The following is a 26,597-nucleotide window of genomic DNA, read 5'->3' on the forward strand; positions in this document are numbered from 1 at the left end:
TGTCAAACCGCAGATCTCCGCGCAGTATTCCCCCGGGAAAGGGTCACGTCAGCGGCGGCGCTCGCCGCCCAGCAGCTCGTCCACGACGTCGCAGGGGTCGGTGCCCGCGTCCACGTCGGCCACGCCGCACGCCACCCGCCGCAACATCCCCCTGAACGACTCCCGCTCCTCCGGCGAGAGCGACCGCAGCACGTGGTCCTCGATGGCGCGCACCCGCCGCTCCAGGTCGCCCAGCACCGTGATGCCCCGCTCCGTGGGCACGATCTTGCGCTGCCGCCGGTCGGCGGGGTTGGGCCGCCGCTCCACGAGCCCCGCCTCGACCAGGTCGTCGATGAGGTACGTCATTACCGTCCTGTCGATGCCCAGGTGGGCGGCCAGGGCGAGCTGGCTCGGCTGGTCGCCGTGGACGACGGTGGACAGCGTCTGGTAGCCGCGCGGACCGTGCGGAAAGTCCTTCAGCACCCGGCCCATCGAGCCGTGCAGGGCGCGCAGCAGCACGCCGAGGGACCAGCCGAAGTCGCGCTCGTCTGCCTTCTCCTCCTCGACGGTCATACTTCGCAATATACCCACGACACGTGGCACGACCACCGATCCGCCCGGCCGACCATCTGCCGCACCACGCGTCACGCGTCCAGAGGGAGCATGAGGTGGGTGACGAGCCGGTCGGGCTCGGTGGTCGCCGGGTCGGAGACGTACACCTCGCGGACCGGCCCGCGCAGCGGATGCCCGCGCTCGGCGCACCACGCCAGCACGGCGTGCGTGGTGAGCATGATCTGGTCGTACGGCCCCACATGGGTCGCGCACGCGAACGTGCCCCCGGGCAGCGCCTCCAGGCCGACGCCCGCCCCCTCCCACGGCCGGGCGGGGTCGTCACGATCGACGACGAGCCCGGCCCGTACCTCGAAGGCGTCGTCCAGCTCGACCGGGAACAGCCCGACGAGCCGCGGCGGGCCGGTTCGGGGCAGCGCCCGCAGGAGGCGGGCGATCGCGGCCGAGGTGGCGCGGCCCACGTCGGCGGGCCCGGCCGCGCTCTCGCGCTCCACCGCCACCGTACGGTCCGGCTCGGTGACGACCCGCACCGGCGTGGCGGGCAGCCCGTCGGCCATCACCCGCTCCAGCGTCGCCAGCGTCCGCCGCCGCCGGGCCAGCTCGGCCTCCAGCGTCTCGCGCACGCCGCCCAGGGCGTCGGCCGCGCCCGCCAGCACCTCGGCGATGACCGGCAGCGGCACGTCCAGCGAACGCAGCAGCCCGATGGACAGCGCCTGCCTGGCCTGCGCCCGCCGGTAGTAGCGGTAGCCGGAGCCGGCGTCCACGTACGCCGGGGGCAGCAGCCCCAGCTCGTCGTAGTGCCGCAACTGCTTGACGCTCAACCGGCTGAGCCTGGCGAACTGCCCGATCGGCAGGAGATCTCCGTCCACGACTCAAGCATGGCCCCTCCCCCCGAGAGGGCCGGACGCGCGCTCAGGCGCGCAGCGGCAGGAGGGCGCCGCCCCAGGCGAGGACCTGGTCGAGGACCATGCCGAGGCGCTCCTCGTGCAGGGCGGCCGGGCTGAAGTCGACGCCGTTCTCGAAGTCGGTCCAGTACGACAACGTGACCTGCGCCGGCACGGTGGCGACGCCGAGCATGGCGAGGACGTGCCGCAGATGCTCCACCGCGCGCACCCCGCCGTCCACGCCGTAGCCGACGAAGCCGGCGGCCTTGTTGCCCCACTCGGCGTACAGGAAGTCCACGGCGGTCTTGAGCACGCCGGGGAAGGAGTGGTTGTACTCCGGCGTCACGAAGACGAACGCGTCGAAGGACGCGATCTTGTCCGCCCACCGCCGGGTGTGCTCGTGCCGGTAGTCGCCCGTGGCCGCCGCCTGCGGCTCGTCCAGGTGGGGCAGCTCGAAGTCGGCCAGGTCGACCACCTCGTACGCGGCGTCGCCGCGCTTGACGGCCAGATCGTGCACCCAGCGGGCCACCGCCTCGCCGTTGCGGCCGGGACGGGTGCTGCCGAGGATGATGCCTACCCTGATCATGACAAAGCGCCTTTCCTTCAGTGGTCATAGGGGGTGCGGAAACCACCGTAGGCGGGATCGCTGAGCGGATGAATGCTTGAAGAGCTCTACTTTTTGCGTCATCGTCTATGGGCTTAGACTTGGTGCATGGACATGCTGAGTGATGTCGTCGCACTCATGCGGATCGGGCGGCCGGTCTCGGCCCGCGTCACATGGCGGGCCCCGTGGGGAGTGGCGATCCCGCCACAGCCCGGATCCGCGGCGTTCCAGGTGGTTCTGCGCGGGTCGTGCTGGCTCCTCCCGCCGAGCGGCGAGCCGATGGCGCTGAGCGTCGGCGACGTGGTGTTCCTGCCGCACGGCCACGGCTACGGGCTCGCCGACAGCCTCGACACGCCGCTCACCGAGCCGGCCGGCGAGCCGTGCGAGGGCGGCGCGCTGTCCTCGCTGACGGCGTGCGGGGGCGCCGGCGCCGAGACCGTCACCGTCTACGGCTCCTACCGCACGATCCCGGCCCGCACCCACCCGATCTTCGGCGCGCTGCCCGAGGTGATCCACCTGCCGACGACGCTCGGCCGCCACCCCGAGCTCAGGGCGACCGTCGAGCTGCTCGGCAACGAGATCGCCATGCCCCGGCCGGGGGGCGACACCGTGGTCACGTCCCTGCTCGACATGCTCCAGCTCTACATCCTGCGCGCCTGGTTCGAGACGTCGCCCGGCGTGTGCGATCACAAGGGGTGGGCGCTGGCGCTGGCCGACCCGTCGATCAGCCGGGCGCTCGACGCCGTGCACAACGATCCCGCGCACCGCTGGACGGTCGCCGAGCTGGCCGCCCGCGCGGGGCTCTCGCGGGCCGGGTTCGCGCGGCGGTTCACGGAGCTGGTGGGGCAGCCGCCGCTGGCGTACCTGACGTGGTGGCGGCTGGGCGTGGCGGCCCAGCTGCTGCGGCAGGACCACGTGCCGGTGTCGGAGGTCGCGGCGCGGGTCGGCTACGGGTCGGAGTTCGCGTTCAACAACGCCTTCAAGCGGGAGTTCGGGATCGCGCCCGGCCGCTACCAGCGGCAGGCGTGCGCGGAGAACAAGGCAGCTTTGGAGTTGTAGCCGGGGCAAATGGTGATGAACTGCCCCACAATGGAGGGATGGCATACCCTCCTCAGCCTCCGCAGCCCCACCAGCAAGGACAGTGGGGCCCGCAGGCACAGGGACCTGGCCAACCGGGATACGGCCCGCCGTCTGGCCCGGGCCAAGAGCCGGAGCCCGGCCCCGCCCAGCCTCCCTACGGCGCCCAGCCGCCGGGGCCGGTCCAGCAGGGGTACGTGCCCACCGCCGAGGCGTACGGCCAGGAGTACGGCGGGCCGCCGGCCCCCCAGGCGTACGCCACCCCACCGGCCCAGCCCACGCCCTCCGGCCCGCCCTTCCCACCGCACCCGCAGAACGCCCCCGGCCACGGCTACCCACCCGGCCCCGCCTTCCCTCCAGCCCAGGGCCCTCCCACCCCCAATGCCGCTCCGACACCGGGCTACCCGCAGGCACAAGGAGCTCCGGCCCAAGGACCGGGACACGACCCGGCCCAGGCGCAGGGCTACCCGCCCGGACAGGGCTACCCGCTGGGCCAGGGAGGTCCCGTCCAAGGGCCGGGACCCGATGCGGCCCAGGGGCACGGCTACCCTCCCGCGCAGGGTTACCCGCAGGGACAGGGAGCTCCCGGCCCGGGTTTCCCTCCGGGGCAGGGCTACCCGCAGGGACAGGGTTTTCCGCAGGGGCAGGGCTACCCGCCCGGGCAGGGTTACGGCCCCGGACAGAGCTACGGCCCCGGGCAGGGTTACGGCCCCGGGCAGGGTTACGGTCCCGGGCAGCAGGGGCATCCCGGCCCGCCGCCCAAGCGGCGCAACAACGGCCTGATCATCACCCTCTGCATCGTCCTGGGCGTGCTGCTCCTCGGCGGCGGCACCGTCGGCGTGATCGCCTACCTCAACCGCTCGGACCCGGCCACCACGGCCGCCCTCACCACCACCGTCCCGACCCCGGCCCCTTCGGAGACCCAGCAGCCGGCGACCCCGTCGGACTCCCCCACGTCCGACCCGGACCCCAGCCCCACGGCCACGGCCGCCCCGCCCTCCTCGGCCGAGTCCCCGCTCCGCCACGACGAGTTCAAGGACTGGAACTTCCAGCTCGGCACCCTCAAGTTCGCCGCCCAGAAGGTCGCCGGCTGGACCTACGACAATTGCGACGCGGTGGACGGCGAGGGCGTGCTGGCCAAGTACAACTGCCAGAGCGCCGTCCAGCTCGCCTACACCGCGTACGGCGGCCACCTCAAGGCGGTGCAGCTCATCATGGCCTTCCCGTCCACGGCCGACGCCAAGAGCGCCTCCAACCGCCTGCAGAAGCTCACCTCCGACGCGGTGAAGTGGCGTACGGACAAGACCCACAAGAGCTACGCGTACGGCAAGATCCTGTCCGGCTCGGCCCTGAAGTACGTGCTGGTCACCATCGTCACCGCGGACAACTCGGCCAAGGCGAAGGCGTCGAAGTTCCAGGCGTACCTGCAGACCGACCACGCGAACTACTTCGTCCTGCGCGGCGAGGCCCTGACGAGCTGACGGCCCGGGAACGTCCGCCGGGCTACAGCAGCCCGGCCCGGCGGGCGGCTGCGGCGGCCTGGGTACGGGTGGCGACCTCCAGCTTGGCCAGGATGTTCGACACGTGCACGCTCACCGTCTTCTGCGCGATGAACAGCCGCTCGGCGACCTCCCGGTTGGTCAGCCCCTCGGCGACCAGGCGCAGCACCTCCAGCTCGCGCGCGGTGAGCGAGCCGGGACCACCCGGACCACCCGGACCACCTGGAGCCCCGCCGCCGAAGCGGGCCCGGCGGCCGAACTCGGTGAGCGCGTTCTCCAGGGGCGTCGCCCTCAGCTTGCCCGCCGTCTCCCTCGCCAGCTCCCACTCCGCCTGCGCCGCCTCGCGCTCGCCGTGGGCGAGCAGGGCCTCGGCCAGCCGCCAGCGGGAGCGGGCCACCTCGTACACGAAGCCGAAGTCGAAGGCCGCGACGACCCGGCGCCACAGCTCGACGTCGTGCCGCCCGTGGGCGCGCTGCCACTCGGCCTCGGCCCGCAGCCCCCAGGCCAGCCCTTCGGGCCCGAGATGCCCGGGCTGGCCCGCGGGGCCGTGCTCGACCGTGAAGCGGGCCCGTTCGAGCAGGTCGTCGGCCTCGGCCCGGTCGAAGTCGCCGAGCTCGGTCATGGCGGCGAGCCCGAGTGCGGACAGCCGCAGCGCCCCGGCCTCGCCGGGGGTGAGGGGCGCCATCGCCGCGCGTACGTGCTCCAGGGCCCCCGCGGGGTCGCCCTGCCAGAGGGCGTGCTCGGCGGCAAGCCCCCGGGACATGTAGGCGACCAGGTCATCGGACCAGAAGGGCCGCAGCCAGCTCAGCCGGCTCTCCACGCCGGGCAGCCCCCGCCCGACCTCGACGAAGAGCGAGAACGACGACAGCGTGGCCTCCGGCTGGGTGCCCACCCGTACGGGGAAGGTGGCCGCGACCGCCTCCGCCTGGTCCCACTCGCCGGCGACGTAGTGGATGAGGAAGCGCAGGAAGCGCAGGTCGGTGCCGTAGGTGCTCCACTTGAGCCCGGTGTCGAGCGCCATCTTGATGCCGTCGTCGGCGACCTCGGCGGCGTGGTCGAGCCGGCCCTGCTCGTAGTGGATGCGCGCGTGGTGGAAGCGGGCGCGCAGGTCCATGGCCAGGTCGCAGGTGGTGAGGGCGGAGGCGGTCTCGATCAGCTCGTGGGCGCGGGCGATGTCGCCGTGGTATTCGCGGTAGGTGGCCAGTGTGAGCAGCGCTCCGACCTCGGCGTCGGCGGCCCCGGCGGCGCGGGCGGTGTCGAGCGCGCGGCCGGCGAGGGTCTCGACCTCCTTGAGCCGGGGGCTCCAGAACAGGGTGCGGGCGTGGGTGGCGAGGGCGCGGGCGAGGTCGGCGTCGTTGTCGGCGCTCTCGACGGCGCGCTCGGCGGCGGCGACGGCCCCCGCCGGGTCGTCGGTCTCCCACAGGTAGTAGGCCAGGCGCTCGCTCACCTCGGACGTGGGCGGCAGCGCGCGGAGCTGGACCACGGCGCGGTGGTTGTCGCCGCTGTCGGCGGCCATGATCGCGCTGCGGAAGGCCAGCTCGGCGCGGCTCTCGCCGGTCAGCTCGGCGGCGTCCTCGACCCGGTCCCACAGGCTGAGCGCCTGGTCGTAGTGGCTGTGGGCCTCGGCGGGTGCGCCCAGCCGCTCGGCCAGCCGGCCCGCCTCGGCAGACGCCTTGAGCGCCCCGGCGAGGTCGTGGCCGGCGAGGTAGTGGTGGGCCAGCTCGGCGGGCGCGGTGAGCAGGCGGGCGAAGGCGGCGTGCAGCCGGGTGCGCTCGCCGGGCAGCAGGTCGGTGTAGACGGCCTCCTGCAGCAGCGCGTGGCGGAAGGTGTAGCCGAAGCCGTCGACCCGGAGCAGCCCGCGCGAGACGATCTCCCTGACCGCCTCCTCGAACTCGGCCAGCGGCAGCCCGGACACCTCGCGCAGCAGCTCGTCCTCCACCCGGCGGCCGGCCACGGCGGCGGCCCGCAGCACCTGCTGGCTCGCCTCGGACAGCACCTCGACGCGGGACATCAGCAGGCTGGCCAGCCCGTCGGGCAGGCTGTCGCCCTCGGCCAGCGCCGCGAACAGCTCCTCGGCGTAGAACGGGTTGCCGTCGGCCCGTGCGACGATCTCGCCCAGCTCCTGGGCGCCCACCCGGCCCATCGTGGCGACATAGTCCGACAGATCGCCCGTGCTGAGCGGGCCCAGCTCCACGCCCGTCACCGTGGGCAGCCGCTTGAGCTCGGCCAGCACCGACCGCAGCGGATGGCGGCGGTGCAGGTCGTCGGTGCGGTAGGTGCCCATGACGCAGACCTGCTCGCTCTGGAGCATGCGGCTGAGGAAGACCAGCAGGTCACGGGTGGAGCGGTCGGCCCAGTGCAGGTCCTCGATCACGAACAGCACCGGCTGCACGTCGGCCAGCAGCCCGAGCAGCGAGCCGAACAGCCGCTGCTGGGTGAGCCCGCTGGAGGGCGCGCTCTCGGTGCCGGGCAGGAGCTGGCCCAGCAGGGGGTGGGCGGCGGCGGACTCCCGCACCGCGGGCTCGGCGCCACGCAGCGCGTCGGCCAGCGGCAGGTAGGGCAGCGCGTCGCCCAGCTCGGCGCACTGGCCGACGAGGACGTGGAAGCCCCGCTCGCGGGCCCGCGACACCAGCTCGCCGACCAGCCGCGTCTTGCCGATGCCCGCGTCGCCGCCGATGAGCGCGACGCCGGCCGTGCCTTCCGTGGCGGACTCCAGCACCCGCACGAGTCTGTCCAGCTCAACCGAGCGCCCGACGAGAAGTCCGTTCACGCCACAACTATGCCACGCCGGGCCGACACCTTAATGATCCGGCATTGGTCCGGCAAAGCGGCGGTCAATTGGCCCAGACGCCCGGACCAAAGCCGACCTATGCTTCGGAGCCGTGATCTCCCCCACGACGTACGCCTTCTTCGTCACGGCCTCGCTCGCCCTCGTGCTGATCCCCGGCCCGAACCATCTCTACATCACCGCCCGCGGCCTGGCCCAGGGCCGGCCGGCGGCGCTGGCCAGCGCCTTCGGCGTGGAGACCGGCACGCTGGTGCACATCGCCGCCGCGGCGGCGGGGCTGTCGTACCTGATCTCGCGGTCGGCGGCGCTGTTCGCGGTCGTGAAGTGGGCGGGCGTGGCCTACCTCGGCTACCTGGCCTTCCGCGCGTTCACCGGCGGCGGGCAGGAGGAGGGCGCCGCGCCGCCCCCGCAGCCGCTGCGCCGGGTGTTCCTGGAAGGGATGCTGGTCAACGTGCTCAACCCCAAGGTGGCGCTGTTCTTCCTGGCGTTCCTGCCACAGTTCGTACGCCCCGAGGCGGGCTCGCCCGCGCTGCAGATAGTGCTGTTCGGCCTGACGCTGCTGCTGCTCGGCCTGCTGTCCGACCTCGTGTACGCCTGGACCGCCGGCGCGCTCGGCGGCCGGCTGCGCGGCCGGGAGAGGGTCATGCGTCGCCTCAGCGGCGTGGTCTACCTGGGCCTCGGCGTGGCCACGGCGTTCGCCGGGAGAAAATGAGGCGCATGGCCCCGAGGAAGCAGCAGGAGATCTTCGACGCGACGTTGCGGCTGGTCGCCGAGAAGGGCTACGACGGGCTGACCGTCGAGGGCGTCGCCGAACGGTCGGGCGTCAACAAGACGACGATCTACCGGTGGTGGCCGTCCAAGGCCGCGCTGCTCGGGGCGGCGCTGGTGGAGGCCGACGTGCTGGGGTTCGAGCCGCCCGACACGGGCAGCCTGCGCGGCGACCTCGTGGCGCTGGTGGAGAGCATGATCCGGCTGCTCACCGAGCCGCCGTCCGCGGACATCGCGGTGGCCGCGCTCGCCGCCGCCGCCCGCCATCCGGAGCTGGACACCCGCAATTTCTTCGCCGACCGCTTCGCGAAGGAGCGGGAGATCTTCGAGCGGGCCGCCCAGCGCGGCGAGCTGTCCGCCTCGGCCGATCCGATGCTGGTGCTCGACCTGCTCGCGGGGGCGGTGTGGTCGCGGGTGGTCCTGCGCGGGCTGCGGGCGCCGGACGGCTTCGCCGCCAAGGCCGTCTCGGCCCTGCTCGACGGCGTCTAGCTCCCACGCCGCGCCTGGCCGCTGCCCGCCTCCTGGTCCTGGGCGATGCGGCCGCGCAGCATGACCTCCATGACCTTCATGAAGCGCTGCGCCCTGGCACGACCGATGATGAACGGGTTCGCCGTCCTCGTGGGGTCGGCGCGCAGCTCCTCGATGCGCGCGAGGCCGTGGTCGGCGCCGCCGTGGTTGTTCAGCTCGACCTCCACCCCCGCCCGTCGCATCGTGGCGGCGAAGGCGAGGACGGAGGACAGGTTCGCGCGCTTGCCCTCGATCGCGGCGGGCGGATTGGTGCCGCCCCACAACATCGCGGTGTGCCGGCGCCCCTTCCAGCGCACCGGGAAGATCGGCGAGACGGTGCCCGGCGTGTGCCCGGGAGTGTGGTGGAACGTGACCGTGGTGTCCCCGAGGGTGATCTTCTGTCCGTCGGCGATCACCAGGTCCCGCTTGGGCGCGTTGGCGGGGCGTTCGGCGGCGACGAGGTCCCAGTCGGCCCGGCTCATCAGGACGCGGGCGCCGTACCGGTCCGCCAGGAGCTGCGCGCCGCCGAAATGATCGTGGTGGCCGTGGGCGACCACCACGTACTTGATCTGGGCGGGGTCCGCACCCACCGCGCGCAGCCCCGGAATGATGATGTTCTCGGCGTCGTCAGGCGAGCCCATCGCGTCGATGAGGATGACGCCCTGAGAGGTGAGCAGCGCCGTGGCCTGGACGAAGCTGGTGCCCAGCACCGCGACGTCGTCGAAGATCCGCATCGGCGCGAGGGGTTTCGCGGCCGGCATCGTCAGGTCCGGCCCGAGCGCTTTGACCAGGGCCCGCAGGACCGGGTCGTCACCGGCCAGCCTGGCCGCGCGGTCGTAGTAGCGCTGCGCGCTCTCCGGGGCGGCGGCGGCCGACGCCTCGGCCGGGCGGCCCGCCAGCGGCAGGAGGGCTCCCGCGGCCAGCAACGCGCGGCGGGACGGAACGGACTGTCCGAAGGACATGGGTGGGACACCTGCTTTCAGGGGCTGCGGATCTCGATGCGAGCGGCCCCGATGGACGTCGATGCCCGTCCAGCAGACCAGAGTTGATCAATGACGTCCAATAGTGGTATGGGAGGCCCAGCGATAAGGAAGCGAATATCGAAGCTGGTCAGGGCCGCACGGTCCGGTGCGTCAGGCCGGTTTCCCCCGGCCTAGAGGACTTCGGCGAGCGCGGCCGGGATGCGGTCGAGCACCGGGTGCGGGGCCAGCCCGTACGCGTAGAAGTCGACCGCGAGCGCCCCCGCCGCCTTGGCCGCCCGGACCTTGGCCACGAGCCGGTCGAGCGAGTCGCTGTCGGGATGGCCGGGCCGCAGCACCGCCCGCACCTCGCGGTCCTTGCCGACCGACCGCAGGTAGGCCCCCACGTCGTCGGCCACCCGCGCCGCGTCGCGGGCGTAGGCCAGCACGCCGAACGCCGGAACCAGATCGCCCAGCGCCACCAGGTCGACGCCGAGCTGCCAGGCGTCGTGCGCGGCCAGGCCGGGCGTGGGCAGGCCGTCGGCGTAGCCCTTGACGGCGCCCGTGGAGTCGATGAACACCAGCTTGGAGCCCTCCTCGGCGACCGCCGACGCCACCTCGGAGACCAGCGTCGTCACGGTCTCCGAACGGGCGCGGGCGTAGGCCACGACGTCGGGCCCCGCATACGCCGTGAGCGCCGCCCGGGTCACCTCGCCCTGCGCGGGCGGGTCGCCGTCGAGCACCCGTCCCACGATGCGCGCGCACTCCTCGCGCGCCATCTCGGCGTCCACGCCCAGGTCGGCGGCGCGGCGCAGGCAGTAGTCGCAGAAGCAGAGGCCGAACAGGTAGGCGTCCATCGGCCCGAGCGGCACGAACGACCGCTCGGCCGCGAGCGGCTGGAAGTGCAGCGCCTCGGCCGGCACGCTCTCGACGCCGAGCCGCGCGACGGCCCGGGCCAGCGCGACGGCGTACTCGCGCACGTCGGGGTGGGCGGGGCACAGGTCGGCAGGGGAGCCGCGGTCGCCGAAGCAGTCGCGTACGGTGACGTCGGGATGCTCGGCGCCGAGCGTCGCGTTGCGCAGGAAGACGGTCCAGCCGTGCAGCTTCATGGACCGCTTCGCGCACGCCTCGCGCAGGCCGTCGAGCACGGCGGCGTGACCGGGCACCGGCCACAGCCGCCGGCCGTCGAACAGCTCGGCCGGCGGGGTGAAGTGCGCCGCGTCATGGCGGACGGTCAGTCTGGACAGCCCGTGCGGGGTGACGTCGCGGGCGGCGTGGTGCGCGACGCCGACGGTGACGCCGGCGACGCCGTACCCGCTGATCCTGTCGAGCACCCGCTCGACGCCCTCACCGCGCAGATCCTCGGCGAAGACGTATACCGAACTGTCCACGAGCGAACTTTACGCGCTCTTGTGCGCGACGAAGTCGATCTCCACCAGGATGCCCAGGAGCTGGGACCCCACCGTGGTGCGAACGGGGTAGGGAGCGTTGAAGTACGACTTGTAGACCTCGTTGTAGGCGGCGAAGTCGCGCTCGACGTGCTGCAGGTGGACCGTGGACTTCACCACGTCGTCGAAGCCGAGCCCGTGCGCGGCGAGGATCGCGCCGAGGTTGCGCATGACCTGATGGGTCTGGGCGGCCACGTCGTCGCCGACGAGCTCACCGGTGTGCGGGTCGAGCGGCCCCATGCCCGAGGTGAAGACGAAGTCGCCCACCACGAGGCCCTGCGAGTAGGCGCCGATGGGGGCGGCGCCTTCGCTGGTGCGAAGCTCCTTTTTCACGAAACGCTCCAAAGTCAGTGGAAATCGGTACTGATCGTGCCTACGACACGGTAGTCCTCGTCCACCACGGGCAGCATCCGCCACTTGTCGAAGGCCGTGCAGGGGTGGGAGATGCCGAAGGACAGCAGGTCACCGGGCGCGAGCCCGTCGGCGCGCAGCAGCGTGTGCTGGTCCTGCATCCTCAGCACGGTCACGCCCTCGCGGCGTGGGACCGGCAGGCCCTCGTCGTATGGGGCGTCGCGCTTGCCCATGCCGACGATGGCGAGGCCGGGCTCCGGCACCGACAGCACGTACGCCCACACCTCCAGCGCCGACCGCAGCTCGCCGCCGATGCGGTTGAACGGGGTGCGCTCGCGGTAGTAGCCCTCGTCGTGGGTGACGTACGCGCCGCTGCGCAGCAGGATCCTGGCCTGGACGGCGGCCAGTTCGCGGCCGATCACGTCGAACCACTGGCTGCCGCCGACGGACAGGATCGGGTTGCGGACGCGCAGGTGCCCCAGGGCCTCGGTCAGTGTGTCCAGATATTTCCGTACGTGGTGGGCGTCCGGCAGGCCGCCTTCGTACCCGGCCACCCCGGCGACCTCGACCCCCGGCGTCTTCGCCGCGTGCGCCGCCACCCGCAGGAACTCCTCCAGCGTGCGGCACCCGGCCCGGCCACCCGCGTGCCCCATCTCCACCAGCACCCGGAACGGCCGCTCCCCGGCGTGCTCGGCGAGGATGTCGACGCCCTGCACGGAGTCGGCGAAGCTCAGGAACTCGAAGTCGGGATCCGCCGCCAGCTCCGCCGCCGCCCAGTCGAGCCCGGCCGGGCTCACCACCTGGTTGGCCACCACGATCCGCCGGGCGCCGAAGGCCCGGACCGCGCGGGCCTGCCGGGTGTCGGCCACGGTCAGCCCCCAGGCGCCCGCCGCGAGCTGCAGCTGCGCGATCTCCTTCGACAGGTGCGTCTTGGCGTGCGGCGCCAGCTCCATGCCGTGGTCGCGGGCGAAGGCCGCCATCGTCGCGATGTTGTGCTCCAGCGCGTCCCGGCGCACCACCATCAGCGGAAACTCGTAATCGCCCTCGAAGACCACTGCAGACACGGGACCCCCTCCATCCGTGTTCCGACCCTATTACAACGATCATGATGACCACGATCGACACCGGCGCCGGTCGGGGCGCGCGGGCCGGGACGGGGACGGTCAGGGACGCAGCGCGCGGCCGGTGAGCGCGCCGGTCAGCTCGCCGCCGGCCAGCACCGGGACGCCCGACACGAGCACGTCGGCGACGCCGGTCGCGAGCTCGCGCGGCTCGGCGTAGGTGGCCCGGTCGGCCACGGTGGCCGGATCGATCACCACCAGGTCGGCGGCGAACCCCGTGCGCACCAGCCCCCGGTCGCTCAGCCCGAAGCGGCGGGCGGGATGCCCGGCGAGGTGCACGGCGGCCTGCTCCCACGTCCAGTCGCCCAGCTCCCTGACATGCCGGCCGAGGAACCGGGCGAAGGCCCCGAACCCGCGCGGATGCGGATGACCGCCCACGTAGATGCCGTCGGAGCCGCCGGTCTGCGAGGGGTGGCGCAGCACGCGGCGTACGGACTGCTCCCCCTCGGGCCCCTCGTCCGGGCGGGCCGACACGACGCCCGCCTCCAGCCGCGTCTCGATGAGCAGGCGCCGGCACAGCTCGGCCGGGGACACCCCCACCCGCTCGGCCGCCGCCGCCACGGTCAGCCCCTCCGTCCACTCCATGCCGGGGGCGTGCGAGACGGTCAGCCGGGGCCAGCTCGCGTCGAGCCCGGGCCACCACTCGTCCAGGTCGGCGGCGGCGATCAGCTCCAGCGCCCGGCCGGTCTCGGCGGCGGGCACGGACGGCGGCAGCACGACCATCGCCAGGATCGTGTTGCCCCGCAGGTAGGGGTAGGTGTCGAAGGTCAGGTCGACGTCGCGGGCGAGCGCGTCGCCGACCAGCGGCAGCAGCACGTCGGCCGGGCCGTGCAGGTGGGAGACGTGCACGGCGGCGCCCGAGCGGGAGGCGATGTCCACGACCTCGGCCATGCCGACCCCGGCGCCGGGTCCGTAGGCGCGCATGTGGGTGACGTACGGGAGGCCGCCGAGCGGCCGGCACAGCGCGGCCAGTTCCTCGGCGTCGGCGTAGCGGCCCGGCAGGTATTCCAGGCCCGTGGACAGCCCGGCCGCGCCCTCCGCCAGGCCGCGCTCGACGCGCCTGAGCATCGCGGCCAGGTCGTCGGCGGAGGCAGGGGCGGACGAGGGGCCCATGACGTCGTAGCGGATCGTGCCGTGCGGCAGCAGGTAGGCCGTGTTGACCGCGACCGCACGGTCATAGGAGCCCAGCAGGTCAGCGACGCTCAGCGGCCCCTCGCGCGGCGGCCCCTCATGTGTCGGCCCCTCGCGCAGCGGGCCGTTGACGGCGGCGAAGTAGCGGGAGGCGTAGGCGACGGTCTCGGCCGAGCCCGGCGCGAACGACAGGCCGTCCTGGCCGAGCACGAACGTCGTCACCCCCTGCCGCAGCGCCGCTCGCTGCACCGCCGGGTCGAAGACCGCCGCGTCACCGTGGACATGGCAGTCGACGAACCCCGGCGCGACGAACCGGCCGCTCGCGTCGATCACCGTCGCCGCCTCGGCGTCCTCCAGACGGCCCACGGCCGCGACGCGGTCACCGCTCACCGCCACGTCCGCCCGGAACGGCGGGGCGCCCGTGCCGTCGAGCACCCTGCCACCCCGGATGATCAGGTCGAAGCTCACCCCAGGATTCAATCAGAGGAGCCCGACCGGCGCCGGTCGCAGTCCGCCGTCCTGTGGACAGGGTGCGCGGCCAGCAGGTCGCGGGCCTGCGCGCGGGCCAGGTTCCAGCCGTTCCAGGGGTCCGGCCGGTCCAGCTCGTTGGCCGCGATCACGTCGGCCAGCACACAGCTCCGCTGTGGCTCCGGCAGCCGGTCGAGCGCCGGCACCGCCTCCGCGCCGAGATCGCCCAGGTAGTCGGAGTCCAGGTTGGCGACGCCGCGCACCTCGACCTGCGTGGCCGCGACCCGCAGATCCGGGTTGACCAGCGCGAACGCGCCCAGCCCCAGCCCCGTCACCAGGACGATCGTCCGCGGCAGCCAGCCCGAGCCGCGCCCCGTCAGGCGGGCCGCCCCGGCCAGCAGCACCAGCGCGAACACCGCCCCCAGCCACCAGACCGTGGCCTGCACCGACAGCCGCAGCCGGGACAGGCCGTAGGCGTCGGTGTAGAGGCTCATCCGGTGCAGGGCAGAGGCAAGCACCACCATGGTCAGGCCGCAGAGCACGCCCAGCAGCCCGGCCAGCACCCAGCGCTCCCGCCGCCCGGTCCGCAGCAGCCCGGCCGCCACCGCCACGATGCCGAGCACGAACACGCTCACCACGACGAGCTGGAAGAAGCCCTGCCTGGCGTACTCGGCGTAGGTCAGCCCGGCCGTCCGCAGCACCAGCGTGTCGCCACCGAACAGCGCCGTGATCTGCACCGCCACGAACGCCGCGAACAGCAGGTTGACCGCCGTCAGCGGCACCAGCCACACGCTCCTGCTCACGGCGAACTTCCGCTCCGGGCCCACCGGGTCGTTCACCGGCCGCAACGCGACCAGCACCACGGCCGCCAGCAGCACGGCGAACAGCACGAACAGCACGATCCGCGCCGGTACGGACTCCGCCCACGCGGGGGCGGTCAGCAGGCGCTCGGCGTACGAGGCGAACACCGCGTCCGCCGAGGCGAACAGCAACCCGAACACCAGCAGCAGCACCACCGTGATCCCGAGCGCCGCCACCGTCGGCAGCACCCGCCGCCGGGCCGTGAGCTTCTTCAGCGGCCCGGCCAGGAACCACGGCACCGGGCCCAGCGCCAGCAGCACCGACAGGCCGCCCCTGAGCACGCCGAGCCAGGCGGCCCCGGCCCCCGACACCGCCAGCGCGCCCAGCCCGGCCCCCGCCACGAGCAGGATCGCAACCAGCCAGTCGGCGTCCCGGACCGCCGCCATCGAGATCAGCCCGTACGCGGTGAGCCCGAACGCCACCGTCCACGGCGTCATCCGCCTGACCACGGCCGGCAGCGCCGCCGCGCCGAGCACCATCGACACGAGCACGATCCCCAGCCCGACCTGCGCCTCCGGCAGCGCCACGGCCGCGAACACCCCGGCCCCGCCGGCCGCGGGCAGCAGCCAGCGCGGCGGGGTGGGCAACTCGGGCCGCGGGAACAGCGGCGGCGGCACGTACGTCGGCGGCCCATGACCCGCCGGTCCAGGACCCGCCGGCCCCCGCCCCTCAAGCACGCCCGGCGCCTGCCCCACGGCCACCCCACCCCACAACACCGGCGCCGGAGGGTGCCCGACGGGCGCCCCCACCGCCTGCCCACTGCCCTGTCCGACGGCCGGTCCCACGGGCATCGGAGGCATCGGGGGTGGCGCGGGCGTCGCGGCGGGGCCAGTTCCCGCCGTCTGCTCCGCAGGTCCAGTTTGCGCCGTCGGCCCCGTTGGTTGGCCTTCTGTGCTCATCGCAGCCCCGCTTTCTTGTCCTGTGGACGTGATCGGTCGTGGTGGGTGGGCGGTGAGCGGGCCCGGCCGCGCCACCTGCGCCATCTGGTACGCCACCGCCGCCGCGCGCCGCGCCGAGCCCGCGCCCAGGGCCACGCCGAACGCGCCCACCCCAGCCGTGCAGAGGACGAGCGTGACGAGTGCCAGCCCGTCCGAGACGACCACGCTGACGAACACGGCGGCGAACATCCCGAGCAGGAGACCGACCATGATCCCGACGACGCCCCCACCGATCATCCGTACGAGCCCCGAGCCCGCCGAAGGCACGGGCACCCCCGCCGCCGGCACCACCCCACCCGCCGCGACGCCGGCCCCCGCCGGAGTCGCCGCCGGAGCCCCCTCCGCTGCCGCACTGCCGGCCGCGGTCTCAGCCGCGGCCTCGGCTTCGGGCTCGGGAGGAAGGACGTCCACCCGTACGGGAGCGTCCTGACCCACCTCCACCGCCGGCATCGTCCGCCCTGGTAACTCGACGACCATCCGGCACCCCGCGCCCTCGCCGATCCGCACCGCTCCCCCGTGCAGCTCGACGATCTCCTTCACGATGGCCAGCCCGAGCCCGGCCCCGCCGGAGTCGGCGGCCCGCCCGGAGTCCAGGCGCGAGAACCGTTCGAACACCCGCCCCCGCTCCGCCTCCGGAATACCTGGCCCGTGGTCGGCGACGGCGACCCGCACGCCGGCCCCGTGCGCGGTCCCGCTGACGGTGACCACCCCGCCGGGCGGGCTGTGGCGTACGGCGTTGTCCAGGAGGTTCGCGAGGACCTGCGCGAGCAGGTCGGGGTCGGCCCGCACCACCAGCCCCGCCGGCACCTCGGCGCGGATCGCGACGTCCTCCCTGGCCAGCCCGGCCTCCCGTACGGCCTGGTCGACGAGCGGCGCCAGGGTGACGGCCTCGGCCTCGATGAGCCGCGCCCCGCTGTCCAGCCTGGACAGGTCGAGGAGCTGCGCGACGAGCCGGCCGAGCCGTTCGGTCTGGGCGAGCGCGGTGGCCATGGTGACGGGGTCGGGCGCGGAGACGCCGTCCACGACGTTCTCCAGCACGGCGCGCAGGCCGGTGATGGGCGTGCGCAGCTCGTGGCTGACGTTGGCGACCAGCTCGCGCCGCTGGCGGTCCACCTCGCCGAGGTCGGCCGCCATGGCGTTGAACGCCCTGGCCAGCTCGCCCACCTCGTCGCGTGAGGTGGCGCTGACCCGCAGCTTGTAGTGGCCCTTGGCGATGGTCTGGGCGGCGCGGGCCATCTGGCGCAGCGGCTTGGTCATCCCCATGGCGAGGAGCTGCACCATGATCAGCGCCAGCACGACGGCGACCGCGATGCGCACCTCGCGCGACAGCCCCGAGTTGATCCCGACCTCGTTGACGACGAAGGCGGTGCCGACGGCGAGCACGATGACGATGCCGAGTTTGACCTTGATCCGGCCCAGGAAGTCGAGCGGCCTCATCGCCGTACCAGGGCGTAGCCGACGCCGTGCACGGTCCGTACGACGTCGGGGCCGAGCTTGCGGCGCAGCGCCCGTACGTGGCTGTCGACCGTCCGGGTGGCGGCGGCCTCGGAGAAGCCCCACACGTCCGTCAGCAGCCGGTCGCGCTCGAAGACCTGTCCCGGCCGCTCGGCGAGCCGCCGCAGCAGGTCGAACTCGGTACGGGTGAGCTGCGCCTCGCTGCCGCGCACGAACACCCGGCGGGCGGCGGTGTCGATCTCGACCTCGCCCACCCTGATCACGGTGTCCTCGGCGGCAAGCTGGGCGGCCCGCTCCACCCGGCGCAGCAGCGCGTGGATGCGCGCGACGAGCTCGCGCATGCTGAACGGCTTGGCCAGGTAGTCGTCGGCCCCGACGCCCAGCCCGACCAGGACGTCGGTCTCGTCGCCGAGCGCGGTCAGCATGAGCACGGGCACCGGCCGGGCGGCCTGCATGCGCCGGCACACCTCCAGCCCGTCCAGGCCGGGCAGGAGCCGGTCGAGGATCACCAGGTCGGGCTCGGCCCTGGCGTACTGGACGAGGGCGTCCTGCCCGTCGCCCGCCACCCGGACGTCGAACCCCTCGGCGGCCAGGCGGTTCCGTACGGCCAGGGCGATCGTGCGGTCGTCCTCGACCACGAGGATGCGTCGCTGCTCTGCCACGTACGGAAGCGTAGAAGCGGGCTGTGCAGACCACACCTCCTTAAGCGTGCACATACAGTGCAGACTTGGCAGGTGACCATCGCCGCTTACCTCGGCCGCATCGGCCTGCCCCATCTGCTCGGCGCGCCCGCCACCGCCGACAACCTGCGCGTCCTGCACGCCGCGCACGTCGAGAAGGTCGCCTACGAGGCTCTGGAGATCTGGCTCGACCGTCCCACGTCCGTGGACCCCGCCGAGTCCGCCGCGCGGATCCTGCGCGGCCGGGGCGGCTACTGCTTCCATCTGAACGGCGCGTTCCACGCCCTCCTGACGGGGCTCGGCTACGACGTGACCCGGCACGTCGGCGGCGTGCAGTCGCGCGGCGACGAGCCGAACGTCGGCGCCAACCATCTGGTGCTCACGGCCCGCGGCCTGCCCTCGCCGGAGAACCCGGGCGGCGAGTGGCTGGTGGACGTGGGGCTCGGCGACGCCCTGCACGAGCCGCTGCCGCTGGTGGCGGGCGCCTACCGGCAGGGGCCGTTCACGTACGGGCTGCGCCCGTCGGAGGTCGCGCCCGGCGGCTGGCGGCTCGAACACGATCCGAGTGGTTCGTTCCTGGGCATGGATTTCGGTCCGGAGGCGGCGGAGATGTCCGCGTTCGACAAGCAGCACCACCATCTGACGACGTCGCCGGAGTCGGGGTTCGTCCGGGTGTGCTCGGTGGCGCGGCGCGACGGGTCGGGCGTGGACCAGTTGCGCGGGCTCACGCTGTCCAGGATCGGCGCGTCCAGGGCTGGCTCGTCCAGGACCGGCGCGGGCGCCGACGAGCTCACCCTCGACACCGCGCGCGACTACTTCGCGGCCCTCGCGGACGTCTTCTGCCTGCCGCTCGACGACGTCGGCCAGGAGGAGAAGGACCGGCTGTGGCGCAGGCTGCACAGCGCGCACGAGTCCTGGCTGGCCGGCCGGGCGACGTGACGGCGACGAGCGGAAGGGTGCGGGGCTGGATGGTTCCGGGCGGACGTGGAGGTTGTCGTGCACCTCGACATGGGAGGGCCCAGGAAGCTGGCCGGTCGTTACCGCCTGCTCGATCCCTCGGCGGCGGGCCCTGAGCGTCCTGCCTTCGACGAGTCCGACCGGCGCGAGGTGACGGTCAGGGAGCTGCGCCTGCCGGCCGAGCTGCGCGCGGCGGCGCTGCACCGGGCGCGCGCGGCGGCGGCGCTGCGGCATCCGTCGATCGTGCGGGTGCTCGACGTGGTGACGCAGGACGACGCGCCGTGGCTGGTCATGGAGCCGGTCGCCGGGACGACGCTGGAGTCTGCGGTGGGGTCGCGGCGGCCTCTTCCCGTGGTGCAGGCGGCCAGGGCGGGGGTGGGCGTGCTGGCGGCGCTGACGGCCGCGCACGCGGCGTCGTACGTACACGGCAACGTCGATCCCGGCCACGTGCTGCTGACGGCTGAGGGCCGGGCGATGCTGACCGGGTTCGGGCTGCCGAGCCGGAGCACCTGGCCGTCGGCCGACCTGTGGTCACTGGGGGCGACGCTGCACTTCGCGGTCGAGGGCCGGCCGCCCGGCGCGTCACCGGCGGCTGGCCCTGAGCCGTTCAGGTCGCTGGTCAGGGCGATGCTGAACCCGTCGGGCCCGCCGCCGGTGGAGGTGATCCGCGAGACGCTGGAGCGGCTGGCCGTGGACCGGCCGCTGGACCGGCTCATCGAGGCGCTCGGGCCGCTGCCGCCCGCCGAGGTGGCGGCGATCGGCCTGGCGGTGGCCGACCGGCTGCGCCAGGGGCAGGGGCCGCACGGCGGGGTGCACCCCGGGAACGTTCTAGTGGACGATCGGGGCCGGGCGACGCTGCTGCCGTCCGTGCGGTCGGGGACGCCGCCCGCGTACGCGGCGCCGGAGGGCGGGCTCGGCCCGGCGGCCGACCTGTGGTCGCTCGGGGCCACGTTGTACGCCGCCCTGGAGGGCCGCCCGCCCGCGCCGGGCGCGGCGATGACCAGGGCCGGCGTGCTGGGACCGCTGCTGTTCCGGCTGCTGTCGCCCGATCCGGCGGCGCGCCCGTCGCTGGAGGAGGTCGCCGCCGGGCTGAGCCCGACCGGCCGCCGCCGCGGCCCCGGCCAAGACAGCCCCGGTGAGGACGGCGCCGGGCGAGGCCGGTGAAAGCGATCCGGCACTTCGGGCAATCAGCGGTGACCGTCTTCGCGAACCGAACGGAGAGCCGCGCGTGACCCCAGCACGAACGCCGACGAGGCCGCCCGCATGAACGTCCCCACCCATCAAGCGCTGGACCTGGACCAGATCTTCGACACGTACTTCACGGAGATCCACCGCTACATCGCCCGGCGGCTCTCCAGGGACGACGCCGACGACCTGGCGGGCGAGGTCTTCCTGATCGCCGCCGAAGGCGGGTACGAGCCTTCGCGCGGCGACGTCAAACCGTGGTTGTACGGCATCGCCACCAAGCTCATCTCACGGCACCACCGCGGCGAGGTCCGCCGATGGAGGGCGCTCAGCCGGACGGCGGAGCGCGAGGCGCACAGCCACGAGGACACGACGCTCGCGCGGGTCACGGCCGGCGCGCTCACCGGCAGGCTCGCGGGGGCGCTTGCCGGGCTGAACAGGGGTGACCGGGACGTGGTGCTCCTGGTGGCGCTGGGCGGCTTCACCCACCAGGAGGTCGCGACCGCCCTGGAGATCCCCTACGGCACCGTCGCGTCCCGGCTCAGCCGGGCACGCAAGCGCCTCCGCCTGGCACTGGGCGACGTCAACCCGCTGAAGGAGGGCCACGATGGATGAGATCACCCTGCTCGCCCAGGCGATCCCTGACGAGCCGCCGCCTTCGGCCGAGACCGTGGCACGGGCCCGTGCGCGGCTGAGCGCCCGCCACCGCACGGCCCGTTCGGCGCGCCCGAGCCCCCGCCGGCGCTGGGGCTGGACGGTGGGCGCCGCCGCGGCCACCGCGGCGGTCGTCACGGCCGTCGCTGTGTCGGTGTCGAACCTGACCGGCGTCACCGGCCCCGCGCCCCTGGCCTCGCCCCCGCCCTCACCGGCCTTCGAGGAGCCGCCCCACGCCTACAAGGGGCTGAACCTCCTGTCGGCGACGACGGCGCCGCGCTCGGCGACGAAGAAGCGCCTCCGCTTCCACCCCACCAGCGAGGACGTCAAGCTCGTGATCTTCTGCCAGGAGCCAGGCTCGATCTTCTTCACCCATGAGGGAACGAGCGGCGCCACCGGCACCTGCGGCCCCGACGGCGGGCTCAGCATGCTCGCGGACAAGGCGTACGAGCCGGGCTGGCTCGGCCGCGACCACCAGGTCACGGTCTGGGTCTTCCCCCCTGACGCCCCGGTCGCGCGCGTGTCCGGCCCGAAGGCGGCCGACCGGCTGGCCGCCGAATTCGGTGAGCGGGCCGGGGCCTGGTCGGTCGCGGCGTACGACGCCGGCTGACGATTTCGCGATACATCGCGAAAGGGAACCTCCAGGGTGTCCCGATCGTTGGATCGGCGACGCAGAATATGGAAGAGGCGGGGCGTGCGCTCCCGCGTTCGGAGGAAGAGGATGTCGCCAATCCAGAAATACGCCATCGGCGCGGGCATAGCCGTCCTGATCTCGCTGATCTTCCTGCCGGGTTGGGTCACCCTGCTGGTGGTGCTGGGCGTGATCGGCGCTCCGGTGGTCGGCTACCTGATGCTCGACCCCTCGCAGCGCGAGCGGCTGAAGAGGGCGCGCCGGCGCGGGATCGGCCGCTGAGGCCGGCCGGCGGAGGCCGGTCCCGTACGTACGGGTCTCAGGCCTCCGCCGCGGCCGGCGCGGCCGACTGGACGCGCTCGGTCACCTTGCGTTCGATGAAGAACGACAGGAAGGGCACGGTGCCGCCGAGCATGACGCCCAGCATGTAGGGCCACGACCAGCGCGCCTTCATGCCGAGGTTCATGACCGCGACCAGATAGAGCATGTAGAGCCCGCCGTGGATCGGCGCGGTGATCTTCGACAGGGTGGGGTTGCCGAAGCCGTAGCGCAGCACCATGGCGGCGCACAGGATGAGCAGCATGCAGCCGACGACGTAGGCGAGCACCCGGAAGGGCTTCAGAGCCGATTCCACGTTTTAACCTTCCAGAGCCATCTCAGGGGATTTGCCACGATCTCGATCCGCCCGTACGGCATCCCGTACGAAGTGGAACCACATGAAAACGGCGAACCCTGCAAAGATCCACCAGTTAGCGGCATATGCCAGGTTACGCCAGGTAAACGCGCCCTCGGTCGCCGGCGGCGAGATCGCGACCTGCGTCAACGAGCCGGACGGCGGCTGCGCGACCACGAAGCCGGGCCGCACCTTCTGACCGACCCACAGGTTGACCAACTCGCCCGTGGAGACCGTCTGCACCTGCCCGGCGGGCAGGGCCGCGGCGCGCCGCTGCACGCTGTCGGTGCCCTGCTGCGGGCTCAGCCGGCCGGTCACCGTGACCCGGCCCTGCGGCACGTCGGCCACCGCCGGGTCGTCGCTCCTCGGCGCCCAGCCCCGCACCACCGGCATCAGCGTGCCGTCGTCGAGCCGGAGCGGCGTGAGCACCCAGTAGCCGTCGTCCTGCGAGACCTTGCCACCCGGCGCGTCCACGTCGGCGCGGCGGTCGGCCACGAGAAGCTGGCGGTCGGGGTCGTAGGAGCCCTCGGCGGTCACCCTGCGCCCGACGACGTCGCCGACGAGCTGGGCGGCCAGGGGGGCGAGCGTGGCGGCGGGCACCGGCGCGGGGTCGGCGGCGGCGCGCGGCCGGCCCGACTCCTCGAACACCCCGAGCTGCCAGCGCCCGAGGAAGATGAACGCGATCAGGACCCCGATCGTGAGCAGGTGCAACCCGACGATGCGGGGCGAGAAAAGGGTCCTGAGCATGCTTCCAAGCTATCCGCCGGGCGGGGCGGTCCCGTCATCAGCCCACCCCGAGGAATCGCGCAAAAAGCCGCAAACGTCACAGCCGTTGCCGCTAGGCTTGCGCCCATGTCTGACCAGCATATCGACCCCGCGGGCAACACCCAGGCTTTCCGCGCCTTCGCGAACGCGCGTGAGCAGGAGTCCGAGGCCACGCCCAAGAAGTCGCCCCTGCTGCCCATCATCGCGGTGGTCGCGGCGATCGTGATCATCGGCGTCGCCGCCTTCCTGCTTCTCCGGTAGGGCGACCTCCGGCAAGGCCGACCCGCCGCGACGCCGTGGCGGGTTTTCGCCGTTCCCTGAAGCTCCCATATGCCCTACATTGGACAATGCGTCCAATAGGAGGTTCGCGTGGGTGAGCAGCCAGGGATCGTCATCGTCGGCGCCGGCTTCGCCGGGATCTGCATGGCCGTGAAGCTGAAGGAAGCCGGTTACCACGACTTCGTCATCCTGGAGAAGGCCGGCGAACCGGGCGGGACCTGGCGCGACAACACCTATCCCGGCTGCGCCTGCGACGTCCCGTCCCACATGTACTCCTTCTCCTTCGAGCTCAATCCCGGCTGGTCCCGGATGTTCGCCCCGCAGGAGGAGATCCAGCGCTATCTGCGCGCATGCGCCGACAAGTACGGCGTCACCCCGCACATCCGCCACGGCCGGACCGTCACGGCCCTGGAGTACGACGACGAGCGCCGCTCCTGGTCGGTGACCACCGGCGACGGGCAGACGTTGCGGGCCAACGCCGTGGTGTCCGCGATCGGCGCCCTCCACATCCCGAAATATCCGGATATACCGGGGCGGGAGGCGTTCACCGGCCCCGCCTTCCACTCCGCCACCTGGGACCACTCCATCGACCTGACCGGCAAGCGCGTCGCCGTCATCGGCACCGGCGCCTCCGCCGTCCAGTTCGTCCCCCAGATCGCGCAGCGCGCCGCCCACCTGACGGTCTTCCAGCGCACTCCCCCGTGGCTGCAGCCCAAGCCCGACTTCGCCTTCTCCCCGCGCGCCCGGCGGCTGCTCCGCCTGCCCGGCGCGGCCAGGGCTCTCCGGTACGGCATCTACTGGGCGCTGGAGACCAGGGCGCTCGGCTTCGCCGTCCACCCGCGCCTCATGAAAGGCCACGAACGGATGGCACTGCGCCACCTGGAGAGGCAGGTCCCCGACCCGGAGCTGCGCCGCGCCCTCACCCCCGACTACACGATCGGCTGCAAGCGCGTCCTCGTCTCCAGCGACTACTATCCGGCCCTGACCAGGGACAACGTCTCCCTGGTCACCGACGCGGTCACCGAGATCCGCGAGCGCTCCCTGGTGGACGCCACCGGCCGCGAGCACCCGGCCGACGTCATCGTGCACGGCACCGGCTTCAAGGTCGTGGACTCCTTCACCGAGCAGCACATCCTCGGCCGCGGCGGCCTCGGCATCCAGGACGCCTGGAAGGACGGCGTCGAGGCGTACCACGGCATCGCCGCCTCCGGCTTCCCCAACCTGTTCTTCCTGCTCGGCCCCAACACCGGCCTCGGGCACAACTCGGTCGTCTTCATGATCGAGTCACAGGCGAAGTACGTCGTCGAGTGCCTGCGCCTGCTGTCGAGGACCCGCGCCAGGGCCCTCGACGTGCGCCAGGAGGCGCAGGCGGCCTTCAACCGCCGCCTGCGCGCCCGCCTCGACCCCCTGGTGTGGAACGCCGGCGGCTGCCGCTCCTGGTATCTCGACGAGCACGGCGTCAACCGGACGATCTGGCCGGGCTTCACCTTCGAGTACTGGGCGCGTACGAGAAGGGTGAAGCCCGAGGACTACGAGCTCATCTACTAGACCTGACCACCATCGCGCTGCCGCCGCCGCGCCGGGTCGGCTCGGCCACGGCCTGGACCTTGTCCCGCCCGAGGAACTCCAGCGCCGTAGCCGCGCCGATCTCCGCGATGGGCACGAGACGGTGCTTGCGGGCCTCCAGTTCGGGGCCGTAGGTGCCGATGAATCCCGGTTCGGCCTGCGTATCCGCGGTGTTGCGCTGGGTGGCGCGGGGCGCGGCGAGCGCCTCCTTCAGGTTCATGCCGAAGTCGTACCGGTTGAGCAGGATCTGCAGCACGGTCGTGATGATCGTCGAGCCGCCGGGCGAGCCGACCGCCAGCACCGGCTTGCCGCCCTTGAGCACCACCGTGGGCGCCATCGACGAGCGGGGCCGCTTGCCCGGGCCGGGCAGGTTGGGGTCGCCGGGGGCGGGGCCGAAGGTGAAGTCGGTCAGCTCGTTGTTGAGCAGCACGCCGCGGCCGGGCACGACGATGCCGTTGCCGCCGGTGGACTCGATGGTGAGGTTGTAGGCGACGACGTTGCCCCAGCGGTCGGCCACGACCAGGTGCGTGGTCTCGGGGCCTTCCTTCGCGGTCGGGGCGGCGGTGCCGGTGGGCTGGGCGCAGGGGCCGTACGAGCCGTCAGGGACGCCGGGCGCGACGGGGCTGGTGAGGGCCTGGTCGCCGATCAGGCAGGCGCGTTCCTTGGCGAAGCCGTCGGACAGCAGCTCCTTCAGCGGCACGCCGGGGATGTCGCCGACGTAGGCGTTGCGGTCGGCGAACGCCAGCCTGGACGCCTCCAGGTACTCGTGCACGCCCACGTGGGGCAGGGCCTGGAGGATGTTGAGCGCCTCGCCGACGGTGGAGCCGCCGGAGGACGGGGGCGCCATGCCGTACACGTCGAGGCCCTTGTAGGAGACCTTGGTGGGCTCGCGGAGCAGGGCCCGGTAGGCGGTCAGGTCCGACAGCTCCATCAGGCCGGGCCGGACGTTGCGGGTGCTGCCGGGGGTGACCGGCGGGCGCTTGACGGTGGCCACGATCTCGGCGCCGAACTTGCCGCCGTACAACCAGCCGGGGCCGCGCCGGCCCAGCTCACGGTAGGTCTCGGCGAGCTCGGGGTTGCGGAAGACCGAGCCGACGGGCGGCGGCGCGCCGTTCGGCAGGTAGAGCTTGGCGGTGGAGGTGAAGTCCTTGAAGCGGGCGGCGTTGGCGGCGGTCTGGTCGTAGAAGGTCTGGTCCACGACGAAGCCCTTGGACGCCACCTCGATCGCGGGCTGGAGCGCCTGCCGGAACGAGAGCGTGCCGAAGCGGCGCAGGGCCAGGTCCCAGGTGGCGACGGTGCCGGGCACGCCCGCCGACAGGCCGCTGGTGACGCCCTCCTCGAACGGGATGCCCTCGAACGTGCTCGCGGTCATCGCCCTGGGCGCCGTCTCCCGGCCGTCCACGGTGTGGACCTTGCGGCTGGCGGCGTCGTAGTAGACCAGGAAGCCGCCGCCGGTCGGCCCGGCCGAGTACGGCTCCGTGACGCCCAGGACCGCCCCGGCCGCCACGGCCGCGTCCACGGCGTTGCCGCCCCTCCGCAGCACGGAGATGGCGGCCTTGGTCGCGTCGAGGTCGACGGTGGCGACGGCGCCGCCGTACCCGACGGCTTCCGGGACCTTCTGCTGGGGCTCGGCGGGCGCGGCCACGGCGGGGGCGGCCGGTACGAACGCGATGAGTACTGCTGCTGCGGGAAGGAGCACTGAACGCATGTTCCCCACGTAACACCAGCTACGCCCGTCGCGGTAGGGCCCCCTGCGACTGGGGGGTGATGCGCAGGTCAGAGCGCTCGTCTAGCGTTGG

General features: G+C 73.2%; 25 protein-coding genes. 11 read left to right on the forward strand and 14 right to left on the reverse strand.

Going from position 1 to position 26,597, the window contains the following annotated elements; translation table 11 throughout:
- Positions 1 to 48: 48 nt before the first annotated feature.
- The 3 genes from BMW85_RS09880 to BMW85_RS09890 form a co-directional block, all read right to left on the reverse strand.
- The gene (locus BMW85_RS09880) at positions 49 to 552 is read right to left on the reverse strand and encodes a MarR family winged helix-turn-helix transcriptional regulator (RefSeq protein WP_091079660.1); all 504 of its coding nucleotides are present in this window, start codon (positions 550 to 552) and stop codon (positions 49 to 51) included.
- 71 nt (positions 553 to 623) lie between these two features.
- Entirely contained in the window at positions 624 to 1,418 is a 795-nt protein-coding gene (locus BMW85_RS09885; protein WP_091079661.1) for a MerR family transcriptional regulator, read from the reverse strand.
- A 43-nt stretch (positions 1,419 to 1,461) separates the two neighbouring features.
- Positions 1,462 to 2,019: an NADPH-dependent FMN reductase gene (locus BMW85_RS09890; RefSeq protein WP_091079663.1), complete on the reverse strand. Its 558-nt coding sequence runs from the start codon at positions 2,017 to 2,019 to the stop codon at positions 1,462 to 1,464.
- Positions 2,020 to 2,145: 126 nt separating this feature from the next.
- On the opposite strand from BMW85_RS09890, the gene BMW85_RS09895 reads away from it, so the two are divergent.
- Positions 2,146 to 3,096 carry an AraC family transcriptional regulator gene (locus tag BMW85_RS09895; protein ID WP_091079665.1) on the forward strand — a complete coding sequence of 317 codons (951 nt, stop codon included), beginning with the start codon at positions 2,146 to 2,148 and terminating at the stop codon, positions 3,094 to 3,096.
- 215 nt (positions 3,097 to 3,311) lie between these two features.
- A complete protein-coding gene (locus BMW85_RS48255) occupies positions 3,312 to 4,595 on the forward strand; it encodes a hypothetical protein (RefSeq protein WP_143082187.1) in 1,284 nt (427 codons plus the stop codon).
- Positions 4,596 to 4,617: 22 nt separating this feature from the next.
- On the opposite strand, the gene BMW85_RS51865 is transcribed toward BMW85_RS48255, so the two are convergent.
- On the reverse strand, positions 4,618 to 7,383 hold the full coding sequence (locus BMW85_RS51865) for a LuxR family transcriptional regulator (protein WP_091079669.1): 2,766 nt from the start codon (positions 7,381 to 7,383) through the stop codon (positions 4,618 to 4,620).
- Positions 7,384 to 7,495: 112 nt separating this feature from the next.
- Here BMW85_RS51865 and BMW85_RS09910 point away from each other — a divergent pair, with 112 nt between their 5' ends.
- Both BMW85_RS09910 and BMW85_RS09915 read left to right on the forward strand, forming a co-directional pair.
- On the forward strand, positions 7,496 to 8,113 hold the full coding sequence (locus tag BMW85_RS09910) for a LysE family translocator (RefSeq protein WP_091079671.1): 618 nt from the start codon (positions 7,496 to 7,498) through the stop codon (positions 8,111 to 8,113).
- Positions 8,114 to 8,118: 5 nt separating this feature from the next.
- Entirely contained in the window at positions 8,119 to 8,658 is a 540-nt protein-coding gene (locus BMW85_RS09915; RefSeq protein WP_091079674.1) for a TetR/AcrR family transcriptional regulator, read from the forward strand.
- Here the strand turns inward: BMW85_RS09915 and BMW85_RS09920 are convergent.
- The 7 genes from BMW85_RS09920 to BMW85_RS09950 all read right to left on the reverse strand — a co-directional run bounded on the left by BMW85_RS09920 (position 8,655) and on the right by BMW85_RS09950 (position 18,070).
- A complete protein-coding gene (locus BMW85_RS09920; protein WP_091079676.1) occupies positions 8,655 to 9,638 on the reverse strand; it encodes an MBL fold metallo-hydrolase in 984 nt (327 codons plus the stop codon). The genes BMW85_RS09915 and BMW85_RS09920 overlap by 4 nt on opposite strands.
- A gap of 191 nt (positions 9,639 to 9,829) precedes the next feature.
- Entirely contained in the window at positions 9,830 to 11,026 is a 1,197-nt protein-coding gene (locus BMW85_RS09925; RefSeq protein ID WP_091079679.1) for a hypothetical protein, read from the reverse strand.
- 9 nt (positions 11,027 to 11,035) lie between these two features.
- Positions 11,036 to 11,416 carry a RidA family protein gene (locus tag BMW85_RS09930; protein ID WP_091080659.1) on the reverse strand — a complete coding sequence of 127 codons (381 nt, stop codon included), beginning with the start codon at positions 11,414 to 11,416 and terminating at the stop codon, positions 11,036 to 11,038.
- Positions 11,417 to 11,430: 14 nt separating this feature from the next.
- Positions 11,431 to 12,498 (reverse strand): alanine racemase, encoded by a 1,068-nt coding sequence (locus tag BMW85_RS09935; protein WP_245774708.1) that lies wholly within the window; start codon positions 12,496 to 12,498, stop codon positions 11,431 to 11,433.
- 99 nt (positions 12,499 to 12,597) lie between these two features.
- Positions 12,598 to 14,154: an N-acyl-D-amino-acid deacylase family protein gene (locus BMW85_RS09940; RefSeq protein WP_091079682.1), complete on the reverse strand. Its 1,557-nt coding sequence runs from the start codon at positions 14,152 to 14,154 to the stop codon at positions 12,598 to 12,600.
- Between the two features lie 8 nt (positions 14,155 to 14,162).
- On the reverse strand, positions 14,163 to 17,390 hold the full coding sequence (locus BMW85_RS09945) for a DUF4153 domain-containing protein (RefSeq protein ID WP_091079684.1): 3,228 nt from the start codon (positions 17,388 to 17,390) through the stop codon (positions 14,163 to 14,165).
- Positions 17,387 to 18,070: a response regulator transcription factor gene (locus tag BMW85_RS09950; protein ID WP_281249565.1), complete on the reverse strand. Its 684-nt coding sequence runs from the start codon at positions 18,068 to 18,070 to the stop codon at positions 17,387 to 17,389. The genes BMW85_RS09945 and BMW85_RS09950 overlap by 4 nt, the downstream gene beginning before the upstream one ends.
- A gap of 72 nt (positions 18,071 to 18,142) precedes the next feature.
- Here BMW85_RS09950 and BMW85_RS09955 point away from each other — a divergent pair, with 72 nt between their 5' ends.
- From BMW85_RS09955 to BMW85_RS09975, 5 genes are all read left to right on the forward strand, one after another.
- A complete protein-coding gene (locus BMW85_RS09955) occupies positions 18,143 to 19,027 on the forward strand; it encodes an arylamine N-acetyltransferase family protein (protein WP_091079686.1) in 885 nt (294 codons plus the stop codon).
- 57 nt (positions 19,028 to 19,084) lie between these two features.
- A complete protein-coding gene (locus BMW85_RS09960; protein WP_091079689.1) occupies positions 19,085 to 20,209 on the forward strand; it encodes a protein kinase domain-containing protein in 1,125 nt (374 codons plus the stop codon).
- 99 nt (positions 20,210 to 20,308) lie between these two features.
- On the forward strand, positions 20,309 to 20,845 hold the full coding sequence (locus BMW85_RS09965) for an RNA polymerase sigma factor (protein ID WP_091079692.1): 537 nt from the start codon (positions 20,309 to 20,311) through the stop codon (positions 20,843 to 20,845).
- Positions 20,838 to 21,494, forward strand: coding sequence for a hypothetical protein (locus tag BMW85_RS09970; RefSeq protein ID WP_091079694.1), 657 nt, complete (start codon positions 20,838 to 20,840; stop codon positions 21,492 to 21,494). The genes BMW85_RS09965 and BMW85_RS09970 overlap by 8 nt, the downstream gene beginning before the upstream one ends.
- Before the next feature lie 111 nt (positions 21,495 to 21,605).
- Entirely contained in the window at positions 21,606 to 21,797 is a 192-nt protein-coding gene (locus BMW85_RS09975; RefSeq protein WP_091079697.1) for a tail-anchor membrane protein, read from the forward strand.
- A 37-nt stretch (positions 21,798 to 21,834) separates the two neighbouring features.
- On the opposite strand, the gene BMW85_RS09980 is transcribed toward BMW85_RS09975, so the two are convergent.
- Together BMW85_RS09980 and BMW85_RS09985 are read right to left on the reverse strand one after the other, a co-directional pair.
- The gene (locus BMW85_RS09980) at positions 21,835 to 22,149 is read right to left on the reverse strand and encodes a DUF3817 domain-containing protein (RefSeq protein WP_091079700.1); all 315 of its coding nucleotides are present in this window, start codon (positions 22,147 to 22,149) and stop codon (positions 21,835 to 21,837) included.
- A gap of 3 nt (positions 22,150 to 22,152) precedes the next feature.
- Complete coding sequence (locus BMW85_RS09985) at positions 22,153 to 22,935, reverse strand: SURF1 family protein (protein ID WP_245774710.1); 783 nt, start codon at positions 22,933 to 22,935, stop codon at positions 22,153 to 22,155.
- Positions 22,936 to 23,040: 105 nt separating this feature from the next.
- Here BMW85_RS09985 and BMW85_RS49435 point away from each other — a divergent pair, with 105 nt between their 5' ends.
- Positions 23,041 to 23,214 (forward strand): hypothetical protein, encoded by a 174-nt coding sequence (locus BMW85_RS49435; protein ID WP_177240584.1) that lies wholly within the window; start codon positions 23,041 to 23,043, stop codon positions 23,212 to 23,214.
- A 108-nt stretch (positions 23,215 to 23,322) separates the two neighbouring features.
- The gene (locus BMW85_RS09990; RefSeq protein ID WP_091079701.1) at positions 23,323 to 24,780 is read left to right on the forward strand and encodes a flavin-containing monooxygenase; all 1,458 of its coding nucleotides are present in this window, start codon (positions 23,323 to 23,325) and stop codon (positions 24,778 to 24,780) included.
- Here BMW85_RS09990 and BMW85_RS09995 read toward each other — a convergent pair.
- Positions 24,770 to 26,506, reverse strand: a complete 1,737-nt coding sequence (locus tag BMW85_RS09995; RefSeq protein WP_177240585.1) for a gamma-glutamyltransferase family protein — start codon at positions 26,504 to 26,506, stop codon at positions 24,770 to 24,772. The two genes, BMW85_RS09990 and BMW85_RS09995, sit on opposite strands and share 11 nt — an antisense overlap.
- Positions 26,507 to 26,597: the final 91 nt, after the last annotated feature.

The organism is Nonomuraea wenchangensis (assembly GCF_900111685.1).
GTDB classification, from domain to species: domain Bacteria; phylum Actinomycetota; class Actinomycetes; order Streptosporangiales; family Streptosporangiaceae; genus Nonomuraea; species Nonomuraea wenchangensis.

Bases quoted from the DNA above. Each gene is read 5' to 3' on its own strand.
- BMW85_RS09880 (WP_091079660.1), bottom strand. From the start codon at position 552: ATGACCGTCGAGGAGGAGAAGGCAGACGAGCGCGACTTCGGCTGGTCC.
- BMW85_RS09890 (WP_091079663.1), bottom strand. From the start codon at position 2,019: ATGATCAGGGTAGGCATCATCCTCGGCAGCACCCGTCCCGGCCGCAAC.
- BMW85_RS09895 (WP_091079665.1), top strand. From the start codon at position 2,146: ATGGACATGCTGAGTGATGTCGTCGCACTCATGCGGATCGGGCGGCCG.
- BMW85_RS09915 (WP_091079674.1), top strand. From the start codon at position 8,119: ATGGCCCCGAGGAAGCAGCAGGAGATCTTCGACGCGACGTTGCGGCTG.
- BMW85_RS09920 (WP_091079676.1), bottom strand. From the start codon at position 9,638: ATGTCCTTCGGACAGTCCGTTCCGTCCCGCCGCGCGTTGCTGGCCGCG.
- BMW85_RS09945 (WP_091079684.1), bottom strand. From the start codon at position 17,390: ATGAGGCCGCTCGACTTCCTGGGCCGGATCAAGGTCAAACTCGGCATC.
- BMW85_RS09965 (WP_091079692.1), top strand. From the start codon at position 20,309: ATGAACGTCCCCACCCATCAAGCGCTGGACCTGGACCAGATCTTCGAC.
- BMW85_RS09970 (WP_091079694.1), top strand. From the start codon at position 20,838: ATGGATGAGATCACCCTGCTCGCCCAGGCGATCCCTGACGAGCCGCCG.
- BMW85_RS09975 (WP_091079697.1), top strand. From the start codon at position 21,606: ATGTCGCCAATCCAGAAATACGCCATCGGCGCGGGCATAGCCGTCCTG.
- BMW85_RS09985 (WP_245774710.1), bottom strand. From the start codon at position 22,935: ATGCTCAGGACCCTTTTCTCGCCCCGCATCGTCGGGTTGCACCTGCTC.
- BMW85_RS49435 (WP_177240584.1), top strand. From the start codon at position 23,041: ATGTCTGACCAGCATATCGACCCCGCGGGCAACACCCAGGCTTTCCGC.
- BMW85_RS09995 (WP_177240585.1), bottom strand. From the start codon at position 26,506: ATGCGTTCAGTGCTCCTTCCCGCAGCAGCAGTACTCATCGCGTTCGTA.